A 21,653-nucleotide genomic window follows, 5' to 3' on the forward strand; every position below is an offset into this window, starting at 1 on the left:
GAAATTGTTTTTTTGTTTGTTTCAAGCGCTTGTCGTTGTTAAGGACATGTAATAATATATCATGCGTTTTATTATTGTGCAACACTTATTTTAAAATTGTTTTTAAAATCATGAATAAGCCTCTTGAACCTTACGATTCCGGCTCAAGAGGCTACGTATTTCCTATTAATCCATCAACTGAATGATGCTATGTTGCCGTTCTTCCATTAAATCAATGACTATCATCCGTCCTTGTTCTTCATATGAAATAACAGGTCGATCAAAAATTGTATTCTTTCGAACGATCGTTGCAATCTTTCCATTACTCATCAGGACACGATCACCGACTTCGATTGGTAAAAGTAACTGTCCGAGCAATAGGACATACTTCGAGCAATATTGCATCGGTCGTGCTTTTAAATGACGGTATGCATCAAACGGTGTATATGCTTCTCGATATGGACGCCAACTTGTCATCGCAGCAAAGACATCTGCCACAATAAAAAGTCGACTATGATCCGTAATCTTATCTCCCTTTACCTTTAAAGGATAACCCGTTCCATCTAGTCGTTCATGATGTTGAACAATCAAGCGATTGACCGTATCTGAAATGATCGTCTCCTTTTGCAATGCTTGATATGCCATTGCGGGGTGCCGGTGGAAGATTTCTTGTTGCATTGCTTCATAGCGTTTCGTATGACGCCATTCCATGATTCGCGCGAGACCGTAGTCAGCAAAATAAGAAGCTGTCCATAACTCATGGATTAATTTCCGATCTTTTCCGACTGCTTCAGCAAGCATTTGCGCAATTGCCCCTCGATAGATGGCATGTCGAACTGTATAAGCTTCCGTTCCTCGCTCGAGGAAGAATGGTAAGACATCTTGTCTCGTAATCCGTTCTGGAACGGACTGTTTGACCCAGCTCAATGCTTCATACACATTCGGCTTTATTCCCTGTTCCCATGACATGAAGACTTTATTGTAAGAACGAATGAATGCTTCAAACGGATTTTCTGTATGAGCCGCTACGGTTTCAGCTTGCACCTCCTCGCTTTCGATTAGATCCGGTCGATCTTCGATGACGACTTCTTTAATCAAAAATCGTTGAATCCGTCGCAACTCATCCGTCCCTATCTTTTTACCTGCTTCTACGATTGGATGATCTGTATGTAAATAGATGGGTTCCGTTAAACGATCCCCGATGCGTAATTGATTACTTGCCACTCGCATATCGTTTCGTCTCCTTTTTTATTTTATTTTCTTTCTATCTATATATGTAGATAAAAGCAGCAGAGTAGTATCACTCTGCTGCTTCCTTGCTGACGTCTTGCTTACTCTTCCGCTTCTTCTGGAGCATCCGATTCGACTACATTCTCTTCAGACACGATGTCAGTGTCTTCTTCCATTTCATCAGTCTCTTCTCGTTTCAGTTTCGCAACCGTCGCAACACGGTCACCTTCTTCGATTCGAATGACCTTCACCCCTTGGGTATTCCGGCCGACACGTGAAATGTATTGCGAGTCTGTCCGAATGACGATACCGCTCTCTGTCATGATCATGATGTCATCATCGACATCAACGATTCGCATGGCAACGATTTGACCGACGCGTTCTGTCACCTTACTCGCGATCAATCCTTTACCACCACGAGACTGGCTACGGAACTCGGTCATCGGTGTCCGTTTACCGAATCCTTTTTCCGTAATGACAAGAACATCTTGGGCATCACGTGCAAGTTCCATCCCGACGACGAAATCGTCTGGACGTAACGTCATCGCTTTGACACCACGAGCGCCACGTCCCATCGAGCGGACATTCGTGATTGGGAAACGAATCGCTTTCCCACTTGTTGAAACAGCAAAGACTTCATCGTCCGTCGATGCGAGACGAACCGATGTCAACTCGTCGTCTTCAAACAATCGAATCGCGATCAAACCGTTTTTGTTGATCCGTGCGTACGCAGACAACGGTGAACGTTTGACGCGTCCTTTACGTGTCATGAAGATCAATGATTTTTGCTCATCTTGAACGACTTCTTCCGTTTCGAGCGTTTCTTCCGTCTCTTCAATCTCTCCTTCGATCACCTCGACAGGTGCTTCAGCTGCTTGTTGCTCCTCGAGATAACGTTTGAAGTTGACTGGAATCATCGTCTCGACCTTTTCGTCGCGTTCGATTTGGATGAGGTTGATAATCGGTACACCTTTTGATGTCCGGCTCATCTCTGGTACTTCGTATCCACGAATCCGGTAGACTTTTCCGCGGTTCGTAAAGAATAGAATCGTATCGTGCGTCGAACAAGACAAGAGACGCGTGACGTAATCCTCGTCGTTCGTTCCGATTCCTTGAACCCCACGTCCGCCGCGGCGTTGTGTCCGGTACGAATCCGTCGTCATCCGTTTGATGTAGCCACTGCTTGTCAACGTGATGATGATATCCTGTTCCGGAATCAAATCTTCATCTTCGAATTCGATGTGGTCCATGCGGATTTCCGTCCGACGTTCGTCGTTGAAACGTTCTTTCAACTCCTCGAGCTCTGTCCGGATTAAATCAAGCAAGACTTCCTCACTCGCAAGGATGCGGTTCAGTTCCGCGATCAATTGCATGATTTCGTCATACTCTGCTTCGATCTTCTCCCGTTCAAGACCTGTCAGGCGTTGCAAGCGCATATCGAGAATCGCTTGTGATTGTTTCTCGGATAACGCAAAACGCTCCATCAACTGTTCACGTGCTGCGTCCGCTGTCCGGTTCCCGCGGATGATTTGAATGACTTCATCCAAATGATCGAGTGCAATCCGTAGACCGGCGAGCAAGTGTTCACGTGCTTCTGCTTTTTCAAGATCGAACTGTGTCCGACGACGCACGATTTCTTTTTGATGCTCGAGGTAATGATAAAGCATTTCCTTGAGCGTCAATGTTTTCGGACGTCCGCCGACGATCGCAAGCATGTTGACACCAAACGTCGTTTGCATCGACGTCTGTTTATACAAGTTATTTAAGATGACGCTCGCATTGGCGTCACGACGAACTTCCATGACGATGCGCATACCGCGGCGATCTGACTCATCCCGTAAATCGGTGATGCCTTCAATCTTTTTCTCGCGAACGAGATCGGCAATCTTTTCAACGAGGCGGGCTTTATTGACTTGATAAGGCAGCTCCGTCACGATGATCCGTTCCCGGTCTTTCTTCGTCTGTTCGATTTCTGCTTTCGCACGGACGATGATTGAGCCACGTCCTGTTTCATAAGCGCGACGAATCCCGCTCCGACCAAGAATTTCACCAGCTGTCGGGAAATCAGGTCCCGGAATGTGCTGCATCAGTTCTTGGATCGTGATTTCTGGGTCGTGCGACAAGGCTAAGACACCATCGATGACTTCGCCAAGCTGATGTGGTGGAATGTTCGTTGCCATTCCGACCGCGATCCCGCTCGAACCGTTGACGAGTAAGTTCGGGAAGCGTGACGGTAAGACTTCCGGTTCGCGTTCCGAACCATCGTAGTTATCTTTGAAATCGACTGTGTTTTTGTTGATATCGCGAACGATCTCCATCGCGATTTTTGACATACGAGCTTCCGTATATCGCATCGCAGCCGCCGAGTCCCCATCGACAGACCCGAAGTTTCCGTGTCCATCGACGAGTTCGTAACGGTAGCTGAAGTCTTGTGCCATGCGGACCATCGTGTCATAGACGGCAGAATCCCCGTGCGGGTGATACTTACCGATGACTTCCCCGACGATACGGGCAGACTTTTTATGTGGTTTATCGGCACGAATACCGAGGTCGTTCATCGCATAGAGAATCCGGCGGTGTCCGGGTTTTAAGCCGTCCCGTACGTCCGGAAGAGCACGTGCGACGATGACGCTCATCGCGTAGTCCATGAAGGACGTACGCATCTCTTGACTGATATTAATATCCTTGATGATTCCGTGATTTTGTTCGGACATGCTTCTGGCCACCCTCTCTGTTCAGCGTTAAATATCCAGGTTCTTGACGTAATGTGCGTGTGATTGAATGAAGTCGCGTCGTGGTTCGACTTGATCTCCCATCAAGATATCAAAGACTTCATCCGCTTCGATCGCATCTTGAAGCTCGACACGTAACATTTGACGACCACTTGGATCCATCGTCGTTTCCCAAAGTTGCTCTGGATCCATCTCCCCAAGACCTTTGTAGCGCTGAATGTCGTACCGTGCGTTTTCAGGAAGCGCTGCAAGCGCCTCTGTCAATTCACGTTCGTTATGCACGTACGTGATGTTCTTCCCTTGTTTGATCCCGTATAGCGGTGGCTGAGCGATATAGACATACCCATGCTCGACAAGCGGACGCATGTAACGGTAGAAGAACGTCAACAAGAGTGTCCGGATGTGGGCACCATCGACATCGGCATCGGTCATGATGATGACTTTGTGATAGCGTGCTTTTTCGATATTGAACTCAGAACCGATACTTGTTCCGAGTGCCGTGATGATCGTCCGAATCTCATTGCTTCCGAGAATCTTATCAAGACGTGCTTTCTCAACGTTCAAGATTTTACCGCGAATCGGTAAGATTGCTTGGAAATGACGATCGCGTCCGGATTTCGCAGAACCACCCGCCGAGTCACCCTCGACGATGTACAATTCGGAAATCGACGCATCACGTGACGAACAGTCGGCCAGTTTACCTGGAAGCGAGCTCACTTCGAGAACACCTTTACGGCGTGTCAGTTCACGGGCGCGTTTCGCTGCCATGCGGGCACGCGACGCCATCATCCCTTTTTCGACGATTGCGCGTGCGTTCGTCGGATTTTCGAGCATGAACTGCTCAAACGCACCAGAGAAGAGTGAATCCGTAACCGTACGCGCGTCGGAGTTCCCGAGTTTCGTTTTCGTCTGACCTTCGAACTGTGGGTTCGGGTGTTTGACGGAAACGATCGCGGTCATTCCTTCACGTACGTCCTCACCGGATAACGTACCGTCCGCATCCTTCATCAAACCGAACTTTTTCGCATAGTCATTGATGACGCGTGTCAGAGCTGTCTTAAAGCCCGTCTCATGCGTACCACCCTCATGCGTCGGGATGTTGTTCGTGAACGAGTAGATGTTTGACGCAAATCCGTCGTTGTACTGAAGCGCGACTTCGACTTCGATGCCATCTTTTGTTCCGTGTACATAGACAGGTTCCGCATGAACGACTTCTTTTGAACGGTTCAAGTGCTCGACGTAGGACTTGATTCCACCTTCATAGTGGAAGCTACGTGTCATCGGCTCATCCGCACGATCATCCGTGATGATGATCTTCAGGCCTTTGTTCAAGAAAGCAAGCTCGCGAAGGCGTGTTGCTAGCAAATCATAGTCATACTCGAGCGTCTCTTGGAAAATCTCACCGTCTGGGAAGAAACGAATCGTCGTTCCTGTCTCTTCTGATGTTCCGATTACTTCGAGATCTTGCGCTGGTACACCGCGATGGTACGCTTGATAATACAGCTTCTCGTTCCGTTTGACGAACACTTCAAGTTTCGTCGACAGAGCGTTAACGACCGAAGCCCCAACACCGTGTAATCCGCCCGATACTTTATATCCGCCGCCGCCGAACTTACCACCGGCATGGAGGACTGTCAAAATGACTTCAACGGCAGGACGACCCATCTTCTCTTGAATGTCGACTGGAATACCACGTCCGTTATCCTCGACTAAGATCGAGTTTCCTGGTTCAATCGTGACCTTGATCGTGTCACAGTATCCTGCGAGCGCCTCATCGATCGAGTTATCGACGATCTCCCATACGAGGTGATGGAGACCCTTTGATGCCGTCGAGCCGATATACATCCCTGGACGTTTACGTACTGCTTCTAATCCTTCAAGTACTTGAATCTGATCGGCACCGTACCCTTGTTCCAATTCCATATCTTCATGATTACTCATCGGTTTTCTCACCTACTGTTTCTTTATATGATGTCTCTTCCAAATCGACTGTCCCTTGTTTCACGTGGAACAACTTCGCTTGGTTGATCGTTTCATGCGCAATCCCGTCGACGCTTGTCGTCGTCAGGATCGTCTGGACCTTTTGTTGCATCGTATCGAGCAAATGTGTTTGACGATGATCATCAAGCTCGGATAAGACATCGTCGAGCAGAAGAAGTGGATATTCCCCTACTTCCTCATGAATCAATTCGATCTCCGCAAGCTTTAACGAGAGAGCTGCTGTCCGTTGTTGTCCTTGTGAACCATACGTTTGGACGTTTCGTCCATTGACTTCCATCTCGAAGTCATCGCGATGTGGTCCAAACAACGTAACTCCTCTTCGGATTTCATTTTCTTTTATTTTACCAAACTTCCGCGTGTAGGACGCAGTCATTCCTTCGACATCGAGTAATTCGTCGCCGAATGTGTCCGAACGATAGATGAGCGCGAGTTCTTCCTGTCCACGACTGATTCCGTCATGAATCGGTCGTGCCCATTTTTCGAGCTGGGCCATGAAATGATGGCGGCGCTGAACGATTTTAACGGCTAGCGTAATCATTTGCTCCGTCAAGATATCAAGGAAGGTCTCGTCTCCTCCCTTCATGGACAGTTGTTTCAGCAATGCGTTTCGCTGCTTCAACACTTTCAGGTACTGGCTCAATTCATGCAGATAGACCGGACTGACTTGACCGATCTCCATATCGAGAAATCGCCGACGGACTTGTGGACTGCCTTTGACGATATGCAAATCTTCCGGGGCGAATAAAACGATGTTCAGTGCCCCGACATAATCACTCAAGCGTCGTTGCTCTAGATGATTCAGCTTTGCTTTTTTCCCGCGACCCGAGATGACGATCTCTTGAACATGGGAGCCGGTCCGCTTGACGACACGTCCTTCGACGCGCGCTGTTTCCTGGTCCCAACCGATCAGTTCCTTGTCATGCGTCGTCCGGTGCGACTTCGCGAGAGCGAGGACATAGATCGCTTCCAATAAGTTCGTCTTCCCTTGTGCATTTTCACCAATCAGGACATTCGTTTTTTCGGAGAATGACAGTTCGAGTGCGTCATAGTTGCGATAATGACTGAGTCGGACTGAATCCAGCCGCACGTTAGTTGCCCTCGTTCTTGATGATGAACTGACCGTAGTCTTCTACATCAATGATGTCTCCATCCCGTAATTTACGACCACGTCGCTGATCGACCTCGCCGTTGACTAGAATCGGTACCTCTGCTAAAAACGGTTTGGCTTGTCCTCCGCTTGAGATGATATCCGATAGCTTCAGGAACTGCCCTAATGTGACGTATTCCGTTGTAATTCTGATTTCTTGCATGGATTGACTCCTCCTACCTACATATTATAAATGACGTACTCTTTATTGTACTAAACATTAGACGATTTAGCAAAATCCCCGAACGTATATACGGTATACGAAAAGACGGGTCCGATGTCGAAACGATCGAACCCGTCTTGTCACGTATTTTCTGTTGATGCTTATGCTGTCCGTACTGGAAGAATCAGTTGCAGGACGTTATCTTGATCGACTGGATGCAAGATGAATGGACGAATCGAACCCGTGAACTGGATTTCGATATCTGTCGCGTCAAGCGCCTTCAAGGCATCCATCATGTACTTCGAGTTGAACGAGATTTTCAGCTCTTCTCCTTCAAGCGACAGGATGCTGACTTGCTCCGAGACTTTCCCGACTTCTGGTGAATGCGAAGAGATCTCGACCGCTGTCGTTCCTTCAGCTGCGAACTTGATGACATTGTTACGGTCCTCACGTGCAAGCAGCGACGCGCGATCGATCGCTTGAAGCAATTCTTTCGCATTCATGCGGACAGCTGTCCGGTACTCTTCTGGAATCAAACGTGATGTATCCGGATAGTTTCCGTCGAGTAGACGCGAGAAGAAGAGGACGTGTTTCATCTTGAACAAGATTTGTTGGTTCGTGATCGTGATATCCACATGACCATCCCCAAGCAACTTCGATAATTCATTTAAGCTCTTCCCTGGAACGATGACGTTCTGGAACGAGATATCTGTATCTGTCTCAAACTGAGCACGACGAAGGGCTAAACGGTGACTATCCGTTGAGACACACGTCAAGATGCCTTTGTCAGCTGAGAAGTTCACACCTGTCAGAACAGGACGTGTTTCTTGAACAGCGACAGCAAAGCTTGTTTGGCGAATCATCGAACGTAAGAGATCAGCCGGTAAACGGAAACGTTGTCCCCCATCGACTTGCGGAAGGCGTGGGAACTCATCTGGATCAAGACCGTTCAAATGGAATTCCGCTGTTCCTGACTGAATCCGTGTCATGAAGTTCGGTGAGACTTCGAGTGTGACTTCGTCTTTTGGCATCTTTTTGACGATATCGCCGAAGAAGCGGGCATTCAAGACGACACTACCAGCACGGTGAACCGTGACATAGGATGTTCCATTCTCTTCTGCATAGATCGTCCGTTCAATCGAGATTTCTGTATCGCTTCCTGTCAGCGTCATACCATCTCCATGAGCTTCGAGTTTGATTCCTGTCAGAATCGGAATCGTCGTGCGGGATGAGACCGCTTTGGCTACATCTTGTACTGCTTGAATTAAAGCTTCGCGTTGAATGGTGATATGCATATCGTCGTTAGACTCCTCTCGAAAATAATGGGCATGCGCCCATCATAACATAATAATATATTTTTTTAATAATAGTCTTAGGGGCTGTGGATAGTGTGGATAAGTCGGTGGATAACTTGGTATAAAGCCAAAAACGGTGTGGATAAGTTGTGGATAACTACCCTACTTTATCCACATGTTTATCCACAGTTTTACGAATGCTTCAATTCATGTTTGATTTGTTCGATGACTTTTCCCGTTTCCCCATCCGATTTGATCAACATGCTGATCTTTTCATGGGCATGGATGACGGTCGTATGGTCGCGTCCCCCGAATTCCTCTCCGATTTTCGGTAAAGAGCTCTCTGTCATCTCACGTGAAAGATACATCGCGATTTGACGTGGGAAGGCAATCGATTTCGTCCGTTTCTTCGCCTTCAGATCATCAAACGGTAAGTTGAAATGTTTACTGACCGACTCCTGGATGTCACGAATCGTGACTTTACGCGGTTCAGCGACCGGCATGATGTTATGCAAGGCTTCTGCAGCGACATTTGGATCGATTGGTCGCCCGACGAGATTCGCATAGGCAATGACACGCGTCAACGCCCCTTCGAGCTCCCGAATGTTCGTATCAATTTGACTTGCGATGTAAAGCATGACTTCGTTTGAGACGTCAAGTTGCTCCGCATTCGCCTTTTTCCGTAAAATCGCAATCCGTGTCTCGAGATCCGGTGGCGTGATGTCGGTGATTAATCCCCATTCGAAACGAGAACGAAGCCGATCTTCAAGCGTTGGAATCTCTTTTGGTGGTCGGTCACTTGAGATGATGATTTGTTTTTGGTCGTTGTGCAAGGCATTGAATGTGTGGAAAAACTCTTCTTGCGTCTGTTCTTTGCCCGCAAGGAACTGGATGTCATCAATTAAGAGGACATCGATGTTACGGTATTTATTTCGAAACTCAACCGTCTTATTATCACGGATGGAGTTAATGAAGTCATTCGTAAAGCGTTCAGAAGAGACATAGGCAATCCGTGTCCCGAGATTTTGATCTTGAACGTACTGTCCGATGGCATGCATCAGATGGGTTTTGCCAAGACCAACGCCACCATAGATGAAAAGCGGATTGTATGCTTTAGCAGGCGCTTCCGCAACAGCAAGTGAAGCGGCATGCGCAAAACGGTTCCCCGATCCGATGACGAATGTATCGAACGTATACTTCTCATTCAATTGTCCGAGTTCACTCATCGTCAGTTCCTCTGTTGGTCTCCGCATGTTCGATGGACGTGATTTCGGAGTCGGTGTTGCCTCAACACGTTCCTCTTCTTGTCGATCGAGCATTTTCTTCGCTTGTCCCTCTTCAATGAACTGAATATCGAGTCGGCTTCCTGTTACTTCCTCAACTGTGTCTTCGAGTAAAGATAAGTACTGGCGCTCGAGCCATGTCACCGTAAACGCAGCTGGTGCTGAAACGAGTAGTGTCGTTCCATTTAACGTGACGCCTTCTGTGGATTTTAACCACATATCATAACTAGCTTTCGGTGTTCGTTCCTCTTCCTCGATCACAGATAAGACATTATGCCAAAGTTCGGCAGCGTTTTTCATAAATACCCCCCTTTTTTTATCAAGATAGAAAATTTTTGTACACAGGCTTATACACAGACAAAGTTAATGAAGAAACTCGACTTATCCCCATAACGTAAAAACTGTGGATAACGTTATCCACAGGCAGTTGAATCTGTGTATAAAGTTATCCACAGGGTGTGTATAACTTGTTTTGTCCTGAACGATCAGGATCATGTTATGCACAATTAGTGTATCAAAAGAAATGAGCCCTGGCAATGGTTGGAATGATTTATCCACAAGTAAATTAAACCGTCCACAGGTAGTTACCCACAAGCTGTGGATAGTGTGGATAAATTGTGGATAAGAGGTGGATAACTTTTCGAAAGAGGAAGCGTTGAAAAAGAGTTATTCACAAAATACAAAAGAAGTGGAAAAAGGAAATCCAAAATCGAGGATTGACGTCGATTTTAAAAAATACTATCGTAGACAAAGTGAAGAGTTATCCACGGAAAGTGTGGATAATGTGGATAAGTCTGTGGATAGGTGGATAAGTCTACAAACATCCCCTCTATGACCCATATGTATTCTATCGCGTAATAGAGTTTGCACAGTCGAATCCTATTGCCTGTTTTCAAACTAGAACTCCCTTAAGCAGGACAAGAAATCTTCTGAACTTTCATTGACAATGCCACAATCAGTTTATATAATGTACAAGACTGCCTTAAAGTAGAAAATAACAATTGGTTATAAAGATCTTTTAAAGGAGGTGCAGACGAATGAAACCAACTTTCAACCCAAACAACCGTAAGCGTAAAAAAGTTCACGGATTCCGTGCGCGTATGGCTACGAAGAGTGGCCGCCGTATCTTGGCTGCTCGCCGTCTTAAGGGCCGCAAAGCCTTGACTGTCTAATGCATTGATGCATCCATCACTTCGGGCATGGTCCGAGGTGATTTTTTTTATGTTTTTTCGTGTGTTCGTGCTTTTGTCACATGCGCCCTATCGCGTCGCATGTTTATTCTATGATATGATGAGAGACGACGAATTTTCGTAGTGTCAGGATGGAGTGTGAATAAGGTGAAGAAGGAATACCGCGTCAAGAAAGACAAGGAGTTCCAAGCGGTGTTTACTAAAGGAGCCTCTGTCGCAAATCGGCAATTTGTCGTGTATGCCTTGAAAAAGGAGCAACAGACTCACTTTCGGGTTGGTTTATCCGTCAGTAAGAAAATCGGGAATGCCGTCGTCCGGAATCAGGTGAAACGGTATCTTCGGGAAGCATGCCAGCAGCATGAAGCCTCGATTGCCCCGAATTATGATTTGGTGATCATCGCGCGCAATCCGGCCGCGAAGATGACCGCGCAAGAAGTGGCTGACAGTCTCCGTCACGTCCTCAAACGTTCCGGTGTCTGGATGCGATCAAAAAAATGAATCGTAGCAATGCATCCTGTTGATTTGTACGGCGCTCCCTTTCCTTGCCTTACTATAGAAGAAGATGGCGTTCGACAAAGCGTAAACAATTTCTAGGAGGAATTATGAACAAGAGAACTAAGATTTGGTTAACTCTCGGACTCATGTCCGTGCTCGCGATCGTATTATCCGGCTGTACACCTAGCACGTATGGTACAGGTGAACCGATCACAGCAGACACAGAAGGTTTTTGGAAACATTACTTCGTTTGGCCGATGGCGTGGTTGATTCGTGAGATTTCACAGTTCTTTAGCGGTGATTACGGTATCGGAATCATCATTACGACACTTCTCGTTCGTCTTGTCATCCTTCCATTGATGATCAAACAAACGAAGAGTATGGGTGGAATGCAAGTCATCCAGCCTGAAATGATGAAGCTTCGTGAGAAATACAGCTCAAAAGACCAAGAGACGCAACAGAAATTGCAACAGGAAATGATGAAGCTCTACCAAGAGCACAACGTCAATCCACTCGCAGGCTGTTTACCGATCTTGATCCAAATGCCGATCTTGATCGCGTTCTATAACGCCATCATTTATACACCGGCTATTTTCCAACATACGTTCCTCTGGTTCGACCTTGGGAAACCGGATCCATTCTTCATCTTGCCGATCATGTCTGCAGTACTGACGTATCTGCAACAAAAGATCTCGATGGCAGGTCAAGAAGACAATCCACAAATGAAAATCATGCTCTACGTCTTCCCAATCATGATCTTCATCATGGGTGTTACACTCCCATCTGCCCTTTCGCTTTACTGGGTCGTCGGTTACATCTTCTCGATCATCGTCACGATCGTCATCATGAAGCCGATGCGTGAAAAGATTAAGTTGCAGACGGAAGCAACAATGGCTGCTAAACGTGAAAAAGAAGCAGCACAAGCAGCTCCGGCTCCTAAAAAATCGAAAAAGAAACGCTAATACGTGAAGAGCGACGCTTTGTTTTGACAGAGTGTCGCTCTTTTTCTTTTGCGTCATTTCGTGTATAGTTGTTTCGTTATACCCATTGCAACGATTAAGGATTAAATACTCATAAAAAGACAGAAGAAAAACGAGGTGGAAGAACGGATGATGGAATTTGATACGATTGCCGCGATTTCGACGCCGATGGGAGAAGGGGCGATTGCGATCGTGCGCTTATCAGGTCCTGATGCAGTCGCTGTAGCCGACCGTGTTTATAAAGGGAGCAACCGCTTGACGGAAGTACCAACCCATACGATTCATTACGGGAAATTGGTCGACCATGAGGCGGACCGTGTCGTCGATGAAGTGATGGTGAGTGTCATGCGCGCACCAAAGACGTTTACACGTGAAGATGTCATCGAATTGAATTGTCATGGAGGAGTCGTCGCGGTCAATCGTGTCCTCGAACTCATCCTCGCCCAACCGGAAGTCCGGCTGGCGGAACCTGGTGAATTTACGAAACGTGCGTTCTTGAACGGACGCATCGATTTATCACAAGCGGAAGCCGTCATGGATCTGATCCGGGCGAAGACGGACCGAGCGATGCATGTCGCCGTCAGTCAGATTGAAGGACGTCTCTCAAAACTCGTCCAAGACTTACGTCAACAATTGTTACAGACGATTGCTGCGATCGAAGTCAACATCGATTACCCGGAATACGATGCAGAAGAGATGACGCAACAGATCGTCGAACGTGATGCTGGTGCTGTCCGCGCGATTTTGGCAGAGTTATTAACAACGGCACGCCAAGGAAAAATCTTGCGCGAAGGGTTATCCACAGCGATCATCGGTCGTCCGAACGTCGGAAAGTCGTCTTTGCTCAACACATTGGTGCAAGAAGCAAAGGCCATCGTCACGGATATCGCGGGAACGACACGCGATACGATCGAGGAGTACGTCAATGTTCGCGGTGTACCGTTGAAGTTGATTGATACGGCAGGGATTCGCGAGACGGAAGATATCGTCGAACGGATGGGTGTTGAAAAGTCGCGTCAGGCTTTGAAGACGGCCGATTTAATCTTACTCGTCCTAAACGGGAATGATGTTCTGACGGATGAGGACGTCTTGCTGTTTGAAGCAATCAAAGGGATGAACGCGATCATCATCGTCAACAAGAGTGACTTGGCGCAACAGATTGACTTAGCGCGTGTCACGGAGCTTGCTGATGGTCGACCAATCGTCACGACATCCTTGCTCGAAGAAGCAGGCGTCAACGATCTCGAAGCAGCGATTGCGAGTCTGTTCTTTGAACAGGGTGTCGAAAGTCAGGATATGACGTACGTCTCAAATGCGCGTCACATCCAGCTCATCAAACGAGCGAGTCAAATGATTGAAGATGCTCTCGGTGCAGCAGAAGCATCGATGCCGATCGACATGGTACAGATCGATTTACGACGAGCGTGGGATACGCTTGGCGAAATCAATGGTGATACAGCACAGGATAGTTTATTGGATCAGTTGTTTTCGCAGTTCTGTCTCGGGAAATAATTCGAGACGACTGCGTGTGGAATAAGAAGGAGGAACCAGTACTATGGCTTATCAAGCAGGTGAATTCGACGTCATCGTCGTCGGAGCCGGACATGCCGGCATCGAAGCCTCTCTTGCTGCGGCACGAATGGGCTCGAAAACGGTCATGTTGACAATGAATCCCGATATGGTCGGATTCATGTATTGCAACCCGTCGATCGGTGGTCCTGCAAAAGGAATCGTCGTCCGGGAAATCGATGCGCTCGGTGGCGAAATGGCACGCGCGATCGATGCAACGTATATTCAAATGAAAATGTTAAACACATCAAAAGGTCCTGCCGTGCGAGCACTACGGGCACAGGCGGATAAATTCGAATACCAAAACCGAATGAAAAAAGCGCTCGAGGATGAACCGAATTTGCTTTTACGTCAAGCGCTCGTCGAACGGTTATTGATTGACGACGAAGGACGTTGCGTCGGTGTCGTCACGAATACAGGGGCGGAGTACCGGGCGAAAGCGGTCATCATCACGACAGGAACGTTCATGCGCGGAAAAATCATCATCGGTGAATTGTCGTACGAGAGTGGTCCGAACAATCAGATGCCATCGATCAATCTATCGAAACATCTTGAAGAACTCGGATTTGAGCTCGCACGTTTCAAGACAGGTACACCACCGCGAATCGACGGGAAAACGATCGATTACTCGAAGACGGAGATTCAACCAGGCGACGAAGTAGCACTTCCATTTAGTCATGAAACGACTCAGATGATCACGGAACAGATCCCATGCTGGTTGACGTATACGACGGAGTATACGCATCAGTTGATCGATGCGAACCTGCACCGCTCACCAATGTTCTCTGGGATGATCAAAGGAACAGGTCCACGTTATTGCCCATCGATCGAAGATAAGGTCGTCCGGTTCAACGATAAACCGCGTCACCAAATCTTCCTTGAGCCAGAAGGTCGCGATACGGAAGAAGTCTACGTGCAAGGGTTATCGACAAGTTTACCGGAAGACGTTCAACACGATATTCTCCGCTCGATTCCAGGGCTTGAGAATTCAGAAATGATGCGTCCTGGTTATGCGATTGAGTACGATGCCGTTGTTCCGACACAACTCTGGCCAACGCTCGAGACAAAACGGGTTCCGGGTTTATTCACAGCGGGTCAAATCAACGGAACAAGTGGGTATGAGGAAGCAGCGGGGCAAGGAATCATGGCAGGGATCAATGCCGGACTACAAGTCCAAGGCAAAGAACCACTTATCTTGTCACGTTCACAAGGCTATATCGGTGTCATGATCGATGATCTCGTCACGAAAGGTACGAACGAACCATACCGTCTCTTGACGTCACGCGCCGAGTACCGGTTGTTGCTCCGTCATGATAATGCGGACCTTCGCCTATCGGAAATCGGACATGAACTCGGATTGATCTCGGAAGAGCGCCAAGCGAAGTTGCTCGATAAACAAGAACAAATCCGTCTTGAGATGAAACGTCTTGAGAAGGTCGTCATCAAAGCGACAGCGGACGTGAATGCACAGCTAGAAGCAATTGGTGCATCACCACTCAAGGAAGCGCTGCATGCGATCACGTTGCTGAAACGCCCGGAAATTACGTATGCGATGATCGCGCAGATGACACCACCGGAAACACCACTGTCTGCAGAAGCAGCAGAACAAGTCGAAATCCAAGTCAAATATGCCGGCTACATCGATAAGCAACTTGATCAAGTCGAAAAAATGATGCGGATGGAGCAAAAACGGATTCCGGATCGTCTCGATTACGATGCGATCAGTGGATTAGCGATTGAAGCGAAACAAAAACTAAACCAAGTGCGTCCGCTCTCGATCGGACAAGCATCCCGGATCTCAGGGGTAAACCCGTCTGATATCTCGATTCTGCTTGTCTACATCGAGCAAGGCCAATACGCATTGACTGCGGAGTGAACGAGATGAACCAACAGCAATTCGTAACAGCATTGGCAGCACAGGGACTTGAAGTCTCAGAACATCAGTTGCATCAATTCAAACGGTATTATGAACTGCTCGTCGAGTGGAATGAAAAGATGAACCTGACAGCGATCACGGACGAAGAAGATGTCTATCTCAAGCACTTCTACGATTCGATCACAGCAGCGTTCTATTTCGATTTCACGACGGTCACGACGGTTTGTGATGTCGGAGCGGGCGCTGGTTTCCCAAGTCTGCCGATCAAGATCATGTTCCCACATCTCCAAGTGACGATCGTCGATTCACTGAACAAACGAATCGGCTTCCTCAATCATTTGGCGACGGAACTCGGACTAGAAGGTGTCGCGTTCCATCATGGACGCGCCGAAGAGTTCGGTAAAAATAAACAATTCCGCGAACGGTTCGACGTCGTGACAGCTCGTGCGGTCGCCCGGATGTCCGTTCTCGCGGAATATTGCTTACCGCTTGCGAAAGTCGGTGGACAATTCGTTGCCTTGAAGGCAGCGAAAGTCAGTGAAGAGCTCGAGGATGGTGCGATTGCCTTAAAAGTACTCGGTGGGAATTTACGGGAAAGTTTCCAGTTCCAATTGCCAGGCGAGGAAAGTGAGCGTAATATCGTTATTGTAGATAAAAAACGAACAACACCCGGGAAATATCCGCGTAAAGCGGGTACGCCTGCGAAAGATCCATTAAGCTAAACACCGTTTCACGTGAAACGATGACTGATAAAGGTGAGGTGCGCCAACGTGAGAAATGCAATTGCCAAGCTGCTCGGTAAGGGAGGGCAACCTGCTACGATCGAGCTTGACCCACAAGAGACGGTTCAGGAATTACCATTGACAGAACTTGTCGCAAACCAGTTCCAACCACGGACAGTGTTTGATGGGGACCGAATTGAAGAGCTAGCCGTTACGATCGAAGAGCATGGATTACTCCAGCCGATCGTCGTTCGAAAACAAGGAACAGGATACGAAATCATTGCGGGAGAACGACGATACCGGGCAGTGCGCTCGCTTGGCTGGGAAACGATTCCTGCCATCGTCAAAGAGATGACGGACGAGACGACTGCTTCACTGGCATTGATTGAAAATCTGCAACGCGAAGATTTGACACCAATCGAAGAAGCAGAAGCCTATGAGCGCTTGCTTGCGTTACAAGACATCACGCAAGAAGTGTTAGCTCGTAAGCTCGGACGTAGTCAATCGACGATTGCTAACAAATTGCGTTTGCTTCGATTGCCAACGGATGTCCGGGAAGCGTTGAAGCAACGGACGATCACGGAGCGTCATGCCCGTGCGTTATTACCGCTCAAGGATGAAGCGCTACAAGTAACGGTACTCGCTGAAATCCTGGAACGGGAATGGAACGTCAAGGAGACGGAGCGCCGGGTGGAACGATTGATGACACCACAGCCACCGAAGAAAAAACGTCATAAGAGCTTTGCTCGCGATACACGGATTGCGTTAAATACCCTTCGCGATTCCGTCGATATGATCGAGCAAACCGGATTGACGATTGAAAAAGAAGAAGTCGATTGTGAAGAATATGTAGAGGTGCGGATTCGCATCGTGAAGGCACGTCCGGAATAAGCGGTCGTGCCTTCCGCTACGTTTAGGAGAGAAGGCAAGTGAACGAATTACCTGTTCGGGCGATTCGCCCGAATCCGACTCAACCCCGGAAACGATTCAATGAAAAAGCATTAGAAGAGTTAGCCCAATCGCTCGTTCGACACGGGATGATCCAACCGATCGTCGTCCGACCACGTGATGGCTATTATGAAATCATCGCCGGCGAACGACGGTATCAAGCAGCGAGTCGCGCAGGATTCGAACGTGTACCGGTCCTCGTGATCGAAGCAGACGAGACACGCGTGATGGAGCTCGCTTTGATCGAAAACATCCAACGGGCGGATTTATCCGCGATTGAAGAGGCGATGGCGTATGCGGAGATGATCGAGGAATTCGGCATTACGCAAGCAGAGCTTGCGCAGCGTGTTGGCAAAAGTCGTTCGCACATCACGAACAGTCTTCGGTTACTACAATTGCCACTACTCGTTCAACAAGCCGTCATGGATGAGCGGCTATCGATGGGACATGCCCGTGCCCTATTGTCGCTGAAGCATCCAAAGAAGATCGAGCAGATGGCAGAACGCGTCATGGCGGAAAACTGGAACGTCCGTCGGTTGGAGCAGGCACTTCGGGAGCGAAAGGAAGCCGTCCGTCCGCAACAAGCGACCGCTGTCCAATTCGTCGAAGAGTCGCTTCGCGAAAAATACGGGGCGACGGTACGAATCAAACAAGGCAAACAGGCGGGGAAACTCGAGATTGATTTTGCAGATGAAGACGACCTCAATCGGTTGCTCGACTTGTTATTACCTGAATCGGATCAATGAAAAAGAAGCGTTCCGGTGACGGTTCGCTTCTTTTTCATTACATCGAACGGGGCGTGAAGGAAATCGTCGTCCGTGTCGATTCAGCGGATAGTTTCGCATCGAGCATGTGGAAACTGTTCGCGACGAGTTCTGCTAGTTCATAAACGAGATGTAACCGTGTATTTTGGAGAATCATCATCTCCATGAATCCACTGACGTTAACGACAGCCTTAATGTTGAAGTCACCGACCGCAGGCAATTCTTTTTGAACGCCGGCACCGGGTGCGAGTGGACCTTCCGAGAAGAAGACGTGCCCAACGCTTGAAAGTCGACCAAGACACGCATCAATTGCGATGACGAGCGGACGGTAATGGGTCGTTTGGATTGAGTGAATCGTTTCAGCGAGATTCAGTGCATGGACGGGTTTAGCGAGTGTACCGTAAACGTGGAGATGAGCAGGTGCTTGTTTTTCAAGGAATGTTCCGACAAGTGGACCGAGTGAGTCGCCCGTCGAACGATCAGAACCAATGCAAACGAGTACGATTGGTCGTTTTTCCTGGACTGCGGAGATTTGTTCGAATAATTGTTCGGCTAAGCGTTCTTTCGCGAACGGTTCCGTATATTCTAAAAAGAAAGAATAGGGCTTGGGCTCGTGCGAATGAAAGCGGAAATTCATCGAAATCATCCTTTCTTCTCTTGGTGTCGGTGTCGTGGTGGATTGGCAAGAGTGAAGGGTTCTTAGATGATTTTCCTTTCCCGGTTTTTCCAAAAATCTAACGTCAAAATCGGCTCTTTGGTTGAAACTCAATTAAAATCACGTATACTGTCGTAATAGAGAGAACAAGAAAGGATGAGAGAATGGCTACCAATCAAGATGTACAAGAATCCGTCGCCCAAGTCGATAAACTAATCAATCAAGTAATGGATGCGGATATGTGGATTCGTTTTGGGATGAAACTACTGATTGCGCTCATCATCATCGCGGCGTTCTATGTGTTAACGCGCGTTTTGACTGGGGCAGTCTCGCGTCTCTTTACGATTAGGAAAATCAATGAACAGGACTACTTGGCGCAACGTCAGAACGAGACATTACTGAAGTTGCTCCAAAATGCGATTCGTTATGTGCTCGGAATCGTCATGTTGTTGACGGTACTCAGTCAGTTCGGAATCAACATCACCGGTCTTGTCGCCAGTGCGGGGATTGCCGGTCTTGCGATTTCGTTCGGTGCGAAGAACTTGGTGCAAGATATCATTACCGGAGCGTTCATCATCTTCGAACGCCAGTTCAAAGTCGGAGATTATGTACGCGTCGGTGTGATCGAAGGAGTCGTAACGGAACTTGGAATCCGGACGACGAAACTAAAAGGACTCAACGGGGAGATCCACATCATCCCGAACGGTCAGATTTTGCAAGTCACGAACTATTCGGTCGACAACAGTTTCGCGCTCGTTGATGTTCAAGTCTCCTATGACGAAGATCTCGAACGGGTCGAACAAGTCTTGCATGAGATCGCGGACCGGACAACGAAGAAGTATGTCGATATGTTCGTCGAACCGATTCAGATGCTTGGCGTCCAGACGCTTGGTCCTTCTGAAGTCGTCTATCGTTTGATGGCAGAAGTACCACCGATGCAACATTTCCAAGCCGGTCGTCTAATCCGGAAGGAATTGAAGCAAGGACTAGAAGAAGAAAACATCAAGATCCCGTATCCACGGATGGTCATGATGAATCCAGAACAAAAGAATGGTGGACAAACGGATGATTCCAAAAACGTATCAACTCCATGATTATGTTGAGATGAAGAAGCAGCATCCATGTGGTACGAACCGATGGCAAATCATTCGGGTCGGCATGGATATCCGAATCAAATGTCAAGGTTGCGGAGCAAGCATTTTGATGCCACGTCGTGATTTTGATAAACGATTGAAAAAAGTCTTACCAGAGTAATGAAAAGCGGATCTGATCCTCGTGATTAGATTCGCTTTTTTGTTGTCTTGCTTAAGTGGAGCGGTTGCGTTCGGTTAGGACGTGAGTAAAAAAGACGGTCGAGCTCCTTGCTTAAAAAAATTGAACTATCTATAATTGTGAAAGATGTGCTGACGTGGTGTAATCATTCTACCCACTGCGGCCGCTAGCACGGATTTCCTAGGAAATACCGAAAAGGAGGAATTCCAAGTGGGATTAACAGCAGGAATCGTTGGCTTACCAAACGTAGGAAAATCAACACTTTTTAACGCCATCACACAAGCAGGTGTAGAGGCAGCGAACTACCCGTTCGCAACGATCGACCCGAACGTCGGTGTCGTTGAAGTACCAGATGCACGTCTTCGGAAATTGACGGAACTCGTCAACCCGAAAAAGACGATCCCGACAGCATTCGAATTCACGGATATTGCAGGTATCGTAAAAGGAGCGTCTAAAGGGGAAGGTCTCGGAAATAAATTCCTCGCGAACATTCGTGAGGTAGATGCGATCTGTCAGGTCGTGCGTTGTTTCGTCGATGAAAACATCACACACGTGGCCGGAAAAGTCTCACCGATCGATGACATCGAGACGATCAACCTCGAATTGATCCTCGCAGACCTCGAGCAAGTCGAAAAACGGATTCAGCGTGTCCAAAAACAAGTCAAGTCACGCGATAAAAACGCAGCGGCTGAACTCGAAGCACTTGAAATCGTGCAAGCATTACTCGAAGACGAGAAACCAGCACGTCTCGCTGAATTGAACGAAGATCAAGCAGCTCTCGTCAAACACTTCCAATTGTTGACGATGAAACCGATGCTTTACGTTGCAAACGTTGGCGAAGATGAAGTCGCAGACGCGGACAATAACGAAAACGTCCGTCTCGTACGCGAATTCGCAGAAAAAGAAGGTTCTGAAGTCATCGTCATCTGTGCTCGGATTGAAGAAGAGATTGCAGAGCTTGAGCCAGAAGAACGTCAAGAGTTCCTCGTCGATCTCGGAATCGAAGAATCAGGTCTTGATCAATTGATCCATGCAGCATACAGCACGCTTGGTCTTGCGACATACTTCACAGCAGGTGAAAAAGAAGTACGCGCTTGGACGTTCAAAAAAGGGATGAAAGCTCCGCAATGTGCGGGTGTCATCCACTCGGACTTCGAACGTGGATTCATCCGTGCAGAAGTCGTTTCGTACGAAGATTTAGCAGCAGCAGGCAACATGGCTACAGTCAAGGAACAAGGACGTTACCGTTCAGAAGGTAAGGAATATGTCTTCCAAGACGGCGATGTCGTCACATTCCGCTTCAACGTCTAATCGAAATCGAATCGTTATTGCATAAAGCAAAATACTTTGGT

General features: G+C 47.8%; 19 protein-coding genes. 11 read left to right on the forward strand and 8 right to left on the reverse strand.

Features of this window, described 5'->3' with window-relative positions:
- Window positions 1-165: 165 nt before the first annotated feature.
- The 7 genes from N179_RS16260 to dnaA all read right to left on the reverse strand — a co-directional run bounded on the left by N179_RS16260 (window position 166) and on the right by dnaA (window position 10,130).
- Window positions 166-1,209, reverse strand: a complete 1,044-nt coding sequence (locus N179_RS16260) for an HD-GYP domain-containing protein (RefSeq protein ID WP_075643171.1) — start codon at window positions 1,207-1,209, stop codon at window positions 166-168.
- A 101-nt stretch (window positions 1,210-1,310) separates the two neighbouring features.
- Entirely contained in the window at window positions 1,311-3,923 is a 2,613-nt protein-coding gene (gene gyrA / locus N179_RS16265) for a DNA gyrase subunit A (RefSeq protein ID WP_075643172.1), read from the reverse strand.
- A 27-nt stretch (window positions 3,924-3,950) separates the two neighbouring features.
- Window positions 3,951-5,864 (reverse strand): DNA topoisomerase (ATP-hydrolyzing) subunit B, encoded by a 1,914-nt coding sequence (gene gyrB / locus N179_RS16270; RefSeq protein WP_200864062.1) that lies wholly within the window; start codon window positions 5,862-5,864, stop codon window positions 3,951-3,953.
- Window positions 5,865-5,874: 10 nt separating this feature from the next.
- Window positions 5,875-7,029, reverse strand: coding sequence for a DNA replication/repair protein RecF (gene recF / locus N179_RS16275; RefSeq protein WP_023469866.1), 1,155 nt, complete (start codon window positions 7,027-7,029; stop codon window positions 5,875-5,877).
- Between the two features lies 1 nt (window position 7,030).
- Window positions 7,031-7,252 (reverse strand): S4 domain-containing protein YaaA, encoded by a 222-nt coding sequence (yaaA, locus tag N179_RS16280; protein WP_023469865.1) that lies wholly within the window; start codon window positions 7,250-7,252, stop codon window positions 7,031-7,033.
- Window positions 7,253-7,413: 161 nt separating this feature from the next.
- Entirely contained in the window at window positions 7,414-8,547 is a 1,134-nt protein-coding gene (gene dnaN, locus N179_RS16285; RefSeq protein WP_023469864.1) for a DNA polymerase III subunit beta, read from the reverse strand.
- 191 nt (window positions 8,548-8,738) lie between these two features.
- Entirely contained in the window at window positions 8,739-10,130 is a 1,392-nt protein-coding gene (dnaA, locus tag N179_RS16290; protein ID WP_023469863.1) for a chromosomal replication initiator protein DnaA, read from the reverse strand.
- Between the two features lie 737 nt (window positions 10,131-10,867).
- Here dnaA and rpmH point away from each other — a divergent pair.
- The 8 genes from rpmH to N179_RS16330 all read left to right on the forward strand — a co-directional run bounded on the left by rpmH (window position 10,868) and on the right by N179_RS16330 (window position 18,356).
- The gene (gene rpmH / locus N179_RS16295; RefSeq protein ID WP_012371910.1) at window positions 10,868-11,002 is read left to right on the forward strand and encodes a 50S ribosomal protein L34; all 135 of its coding nucleotides are present in this window, start codon (window positions 10,868-10,870) and stop codon (window positions 11,000-11,002) included.
- 165 nt (window positions 11,003-11,167) lie between these two features.
- On the forward strand, window positions 11,168-11,518 hold the full coding sequence (gene rnpA / locus N179_RS16300) for a ribonuclease P protein component (RefSeq protein WP_023469862.1): 351 nt from the start codon (window positions 11,168-11,170) through the stop codon (window positions 11,516-11,518).
- Between the two features lie 104 nt (window positions 11,519-11,622).
- On the forward strand, window positions 11,623-12,477 hold the full coding sequence (yidC, locus tag N179_RS16305) for a membrane protein insertase YidC (protein WP_035395434.1): 855 nt from the start codon (window positions 11,623-11,625) through the stop codon (window positions 12,475-12,477).
- Between the two features lie 147 nt (window positions 12,478-12,624).
- Window positions 12,625-14,007 carry a tRNA uridine-5-carboxymethylaminomethyl(34) synthesis GTPase MnmE gene (gene mnmE, locus N179_RS16310; protein WP_075643173.1) on the forward strand — a complete coding sequence of 461 codons (1,383 nt, stop codon included), beginning with the start codon at window positions 12,625-12,627 and terminating at the stop codon, window positions 14,005-14,007.
- A gap of 43 nt (window positions 14,008-14,050) precedes the next feature.
- Complete coding sequence (mnmG, locus tag N179_RS16315; protein ID WP_029343026.1) at window positions 14,051-15,940, forward strand: tRNA uridine-5-carboxymethylaminomethyl(34) synthesis enzyme MnmG; 1,890 nt, start codon at window positions 14,051-14,053, stop codon at window positions 15,938-15,940.
- Between the two features lie 5 nt (window positions 15,941-15,945).
- Window positions 15,946-16,662 carry a 16S rRNA (guanine(527)-N(7))-methyltransferase RsmG gene (rsmG, locus tag N179_RS16320; RefSeq protein WP_023469858.1) on the forward strand — a complete coding sequence of 239 codons (717 nt, stop codon included), beginning with the start codon at window positions 15,946-15,948 and terminating at the stop codon, window positions 16,660-16,662.
- Window positions 16,663-16,710: 48 nt separating this feature from the next.
- Window positions 16,711-17,553 (forward strand): nucleoid occlusion protein, encoded by an 843-nt coding sequence (gene noc, locus N179_RS16325; protein ID WP_023469857.1) that lies wholly within the window; start codon window positions 16,711-16,713, stop codon window positions 17,551-17,553.
- A 38-nt stretch (window positions 17,554-17,591) separates the two neighbouring features.
- The gene (locus tag N179_RS16330) at window positions 17,592-18,356 is read left to right on the forward strand and encodes a ParB/RepB/Spo0J family partition protein (RefSeq protein ID WP_023469856.1); all 765 of its coding nucleotides are present in this window, start codon (window positions 17,592-17,594) and stop codon (window positions 18,354-18,356) included.
- Between the two features lie 37 nt (window positions 18,357-18,393).
- Here the strand turns inward: N179_RS16330 and yyaC are convergent, their stop codons facing one another.
- Window positions 18,394-19,011: a spore protease YyaC gene (gene yyaC / locus N179_RS16335; RefSeq protein ID WP_034786343.1), complete on the reverse strand. Its 618-nt coding sequence runs from the start codon at window positions 19,009-19,011 to the stop codon at window positions 18,394-18,396.
- Between the two features lie 182 nt (window positions 19,012-19,193).
- Between yyaC and N179_RS16340 the strand changes: the two genes are divergently transcribed.
- The 3 genes from N179_RS16340 (at window position 19,194) to ychF (ending at window position 21,612) form a co-directional block, all read left to right on the forward strand.
- A complete protein-coding gene (locus N179_RS16340; protein ID WP_023469854.1) occupies window positions 19,194-20,123 on the forward strand; it encodes a mechanosensitive ion channel family protein in 930 nt (309 codons plus the stop codon).
- A complete protein-coding gene (locus tag N179_RS16345) occupies window positions 20,095-20,283 on the forward strand; it encodes a DUF951 domain-containing protein (protein WP_023469853.1) in 189 nt (62 codons plus the stop codon). Before N179_RS16340 ends, N179_RS16345 begins: the two co-directional genes overlap by 29 nt.
- Window positions 20,284-20,511: 228 nt before the next feature.
- Complete coding sequence (ychF, locus tag N179_RS16350; protein WP_023469852.1) at window positions 20,512-21,612, forward strand: redox-regulated ATPase YchF; 1,101 nt, start codon at window positions 20,512-20,514, stop codon at window positions 21,610-21,612.
- Window positions 21,613-21,653 lie beyond the last annotated feature (41 nt).

Origin of the sequence: Exiguobacterium indicum HHS 31, assembly GCF_001939065.1 — a bacterium.
Lineage (GTDB): Bacteria > Bacillota > Bacilli > Exiguobacteriales > Exiguobacteriaceae > Exiguobacterium_A > Exiguobacterium_A indicum.